This is a genomic window from uncultured Cetobacterium sp., assembly GCF_947038635.1.
Taxonomy (GTDB): domain Bacteria; phylum Fusobacteriota; class Fusobacteriia; order Fusobacteriales; family Fusobacteriaceae; genus Cetobacterium_A.
Map to the genome: position 1 here is coordinate 1 of NZ_CAMQXC010000139.1, position 5,457 is coordinate 5,457.

Below are 5,457 nucleotides of genomic sequence, written 5' to 3' on the forward strand. Positions count from 1 at the left end.
GCATTATATACCTCCTAATATTTTAAACTTTTAATAGAGATAGAAAAAGATATGTAACACCCATTCCTATTGCGGCACCTATTACGGTTTCTAAAACAGTATGTATTTTACCTTCTACTCTTGATTGGAGAACTAAAATTAAAAGAAATAAAGAAAGATAAAATACTCTAACATCGTGTGTTAAAAAAAATATTCCCATGAAAAGCGCTCCACCAAGAGCGCTATGTCCACTAGGAATCCCTCCTCTTAAAGGAGTTCCTTTTTTAAAAATACTTTTAATTGCTATTACCAATACCACTATAAATATTATTATAAATATTATTACATTTGCATAAGATTCTTTTAATAAATCAAAAAAATTATCAAACTCACCTGCTATTCTTTTATGAAATACTAAATATCCAACTATTAAAGCGTTACTTGCTGCTATAAAAACAGCTCCTGCTCCAACATCTTTAGCTCTCTTAGCCAAAATATTATACTCTGGCGAAACTAAATCTACAAAGCTCTCTATAGCAGTATTTAAAAGTTCTGCTGATAAAACAAGGGACATACTAATGGATAACACAATTAATTCCATTCTACTAACACCTAGAAAAATTGAAATCATCAAAACTAATATTGTACAAAATGCATGAAATTTCATATTTCTTTCTGTTCTAATAGTTTCTATTATTCCTTCTATTGCTACATTAAAGCTTTGTGTTACATCTTGTTTACTTCCCTTATTTTTCATCTGCCCCTCCTTAATCTCTCGTATGACCAAATTTTCCTAAAATCTCTTCTTCTCTAGCTCTCATCTCTTTTTTGTCTTCTTCTTCTATATGATCATATCCTAAAAGATGCAACATTCCGTGAGTTAGAACATAAAAAAACTCTCTTCTAAATGAATGATTATATTCATTACACTGCTCTTCAACTCTTTCTAATGATATTATTATATCTCCTAGTGTGTCATATGGTCCAATCATGTAGTCTTCTGTTTCATGATATGCAAAAGATATTACATCTGTAGGTCTATCTTTATCTCTAAAGTCTCTATTTATTCTTTGGATCTCTTCATTTCCAACTAAAGCTACCGACATATAAACTGGTTTTTCAGATTCAAATTCATCATTTAAAACTTCACATATATATTCTTTCACTTCTTCTTCATTTATAAATTCGTTATATCCCTCTATTTCTAGAGAAAAATCTAATACTACTTCCATAATAACTCCTTTTATTTTTGTCCTGGATATTTTATTCTAACATGATGAATACTCATTAAAACTTTTGTAAATGTTTTAATAATTATTTCTATCTCTTTAAACGTTAATGCTGCTTCAGATAATTGATTGTCTTCTATTTTAGAATTAATAATTTTCCTTAACATATTTTCAATAGTTATTGGTGTTTTTTCATCTAATGATCTTACAGCCGCCTCTATTGAATCTGCTAGCATAATTATAGCTGATTCCTTACTTCTTGGAATTGGTCCTCCATATTTAAAATCTTCTTCTATAACAGTTGGATCCAATTGCTTTGCCTTATTATAAAAATATGCTAACATTGTTGTCCCTTGATGCTCAAACATAACATCTCTAATCTCTCTTGGAATTTTATATTCTCTTCCCAATTCATTTCCATCTTTAGTATGAGATGTTATTATCAAGGTACTTAAAAATGGAGATATTTTTGAGTGAGGATTTTCTCCTCCCTCTTGGTTCTCTACATAAAATTTAGGTCTTTTCATCTTTCCTATATCATGATAATATGATGCTACTCTTGCAAAAATAGCATTTGCTCCTATTGCTTCTGCTGCCGCTTCTGATAAAGTTGCTACCATCATTGAATGATGAAATGTTCCTGGCGCTTTCATAGATAAAAGTTTAAGTAATGGATGAGATAAATCTCCTAACTCTAAAAGTCTAAATGTTGTTAAAATATTAAATGTTCTTTCAAAATATGGCAAGACAGCTATTGCTAACATTCCTGAAAGTAATCCTGAAACAACAATCTCTCCACTTTGTAATACAATTAAATTTTGTTCTCTTCCTATAAAATAAGTTAATAATAGGTATAAGAAGAATTTTGTCACTGCCAATTTCATTCCTAAAGCAATTAACTCCTGTCTTGTAGTAACTCTCTCTATTAAATAAGATCCCATTAAACAAACTAAAAAAGTTATAATGATAAATATAGGATCATATCCTACAATTGGAAATAAAAATGTAATCGCCATTAGTGTTGCTAAAAAAGCAAAATCTTTAGCAAAAAGTATTGCCATTAAAAAATACATTGTTTCAAAAGGAACAAAATATAAATGGTCTGGTTTTGTAAATCTATATGCTAAAAATCCTATTGTATATATCAAAAATAAACTTCTGTATATACTCTTATTTAATATTTTTTTTTTGAATTTATTAGCTAACAATGGATAAAATATAACCGTTAAAATAATCGTATATAAAAAGTTTGCCAATGAAAAACCTAAACTTTTTTTATAAGAATAGATTCCAACAGCTTCTAAAAGCTTTGCTCTACTATCAGTTATAATATCTCCTTTTTTGACAAGTAAAGTTCCTGCTTTTATATCTAAAATTTGGTCATCTATTTGTGAAATTTTTTCAGCAATAGAGTTCTTAGTTTTAGTTTCATCATATATATAATTTGCTGTTAAAAAATTTTCAACAATTTTTTTATCAAATTCTGGCAGCTCTAAAAACAACTCATCATTAGGAGGGGATATTGTTAAACTTCCTTTCTCTCTTATAATACCTGTTGCATACGCTTTTGTTAAAAATCCAATAACTCTTTCTTTTGTTTCTAGCAACTCTTTTTTATTTAATTGCGTTAATTCTGTTATTAATTTAGGTGGTAATTGTTTTCCAATTATATCTTCAACTCTATCTAGATATAACTTATTTTTCTTGAAATTTTTCTTTAATATTTCATCAAAAAGATACTCAGCTCCTGATATATAAACAGTCCCCGCTTGTGGCACATATATATACTCTTTTTTAGAATTTTCCATAAGATTTTTTATAATATCTTGTTTTTTGTCTCTATCATTAAAAAGAATACTTTTAGGCGAGTAGATATCATTTATTGCTACGTCACCCACATCATATTTTTGTCGATTTACTATATAGCCACTTTTTGAACTAATAACTATTAGCATTATCATTAAAATTAAATAAAAAATCTTTTCTTTTAAATGATGATCCTTAGTATATAATTCAGCATCGTCTGCGTTTTTCCTATTAATCTTAAAAGTTAAACTTAGACCAAATAGCTCAATTTTTTTCATATTAGTTACTCCTTTTAGGTTTTAGAAATATCTTTTAAAATCTCTTCTTTACTCAGTATTTTTATATTTTTAGTAGGGATAGCTTCTTTAAAATATTTTCCATAACTTTTTGTTATTACTCTATTATCTAATATTGTAACAATTCCTTTATCACTTTTACTTCTAATTAATCTTCCAATTCCTTGTTTAAATTTAATTACAGACTCTGGAATTTGATACTCTACAAATGCATTTTTATTTTGTTGTGTTATATTTTCAATTATTGCTTCTGTTACAGGATCACTTGGAACTTTAAATGGCAATTTTATTAAAACCACGGAACTTAACTGTTCTCCTTTTATGTCTACACCTTCCCAAAAAGAATCTGTTCCAAACAAAACAGGATTTTTTATATTTTTATATAAATTTACAAGCTGAGTTCTAGGTGCTTGTCCTTGAATCAAAAGATTTAATCCAGCACTTTCTAACTCATCTTTTATCATATAATACATATAGTTTAAAGTACTATATGAAGTAAATAGTATAAAACATTTTCCTGAAGTTTTCAATATTAAATTTTTTAAGAAATCTTTAATACTATCAATAAATTTCGGATCACTTGGATTCAATAGGTCTTTTGGTAAATACACAGTCATTTGATTATTATAATCAAATGGTGAGTGAATAACTTTCTCCAAAGTTTTTTCTTTTAAACCTATACTTTCTTTAAAATAAGAAAAATCATTTCCTATTGCTATTGTTGCAGATGTAAAAATCATCTGCTTTAAATTTGCATATAAATTTTTATCTAGCTCCCCATCTATTTTCAAAGGCGTTGCAACTAATTTCGAATTACTTTTTTTACCGTTTACTTCTGCCCAATATATAAATTTATCATCATCTAATGAATTTATAAATTTTAAATTTTCAAAAAATCCATCTAATCTATCTATATATCTAGAAAAATCACTTATATATCCCTCTTTATCCTCTATATCTTTAATTTTTCCTAAAATTGTTCTAACTTTTTTCAAGTAAGATGATAAATCAACAATAAACTCATCTTTTAAATTATCTAATTGATTATAAAAGACAGCTTTCTCAAATTCATTCTTTTTTAATCTATAAGTTATACTACTCATTTGTCCTTTAGAAAAAATTTCAATTATAAAATTAAAATATGCTCTACCTGAATTAAATAGATTACGATGTCTTAATTTAATATCATTCTCTAAATCTGATTCAATTCCTTTTTTTCCATCATAATCACAACTTTTCAAATAGTTTATAAAAACATCTAAACTTCCTGTTCCTCTTTTTTTAGATTTTTCCATTGTATATATCTGATTCATAGTTTTAGTGAAACCATATTTAGAAATTTCATAAGAAAAATAATCTCTTGCTACTTTTTCTACATTGTGTGCTTCATCAAATACTGCTAATTCATATTCTGGTAAAATTGAATATTCTGTATTAAATCCAATTTCTTTTCTTATTGCTAAATCAGAAAAATACATATGATGATTCGTTATTAATATATCTGCTTTCTTCTTTTCATCTCTTGCTTTTAAAAAATAACATTCTGATTTAAATGCACATTTGTTTCCTGCACACATATCACTTTCACTCTGGAAATGTTCCCAAATTGAATAATCCACTTCAAATGGAAGTTCTGCCTTGTCTCCAGTTTCAGTTTTTCCACCCCATTTTAAAACCTCTTTAAATTGAGATTTTTGACTTTGACTATACTCCTCAAAATCAACGATGTCTCCAGTTGCTACATTGTGCAATTTTCTATTGCATAAATAGTTTCCTCTTCCTTTAACTAAAACATAATTAAAATCACCTTGTATAACTTTTTTAGCTATTGGAATATCTTTATTTAAAAGTTGTTCTTGTAAATTTATTGTATTTGTACTTATCACGACTCTTTTTTTATTTTTTATGCTCCACTCTATAGCAGGTATTAAATAACCTAGTGTTTTCCCTGTTCCTGTCCCTGCTTCCACAATTACTTTTGTCTCTGTATTTAATCCATTTTCAATAACTTCAGCCATTTCTAATTGCTCATTTCTATATTCAAACTCTTTAAAAACATTTGCTAAAAGACCTTTTTTTTCAAAATATGGTTTTATATCTATCTTTATATTTTTCTTTTGAATTAACTCAACTATAATATATATATC

Annotated in this window: 4 protein-coding genes; all 4 read right to left on the reverse strand. The window is 27.0% G+C overall.

Annotated elements, in window-relative coordinates:
- Positions 1-22 precede the first annotated feature (22 nt).
- Positions 23-736: a diacylglycerol kinase gene (locus tag Q0V08_RS10415; RefSeq protein WP_297434546.1), complete on the reverse strand. Its 714-nt coding sequence runs from the start codon at positions 734-736 to the stop codon at positions 23-25.
- A gap of 10 nt (positions 737-746) precedes the next feature.
- Complete coding sequence (gene ybeY / locus Q0V08_RS10420) at positions 747-1,211, reverse strand: rRNA maturation RNase YbeY (RefSeq protein WP_240218731.1); 465 nt, start codon at positions 1,209-1,211, stop codon at positions 747-749.
- Between the two features lie 11 nt (positions 1,212-1,222).
- The gene (locus Q0V08_RS10425; RefSeq protein ID WP_297434548.1) at positions 1,223-3,292 is read right to left on the reverse strand and encodes an HDIG domain-containing metalloprotein; all 2,070 of its coding nucleotides are present in this window, start codon (positions 3,290-3,292) and stop codon (positions 1,223-1,225) included.
- A gap of 14 nt (positions 3,293-3,306) precedes the next feature.
- The coding region (locus Q0V08_RS10430) for an ATP-dependent DNA helicase (RefSeq protein ID WP_297434550.1) at positions 3,307-5,457 on the reverse strand (2,151 nt) is incomplete at its 5' end.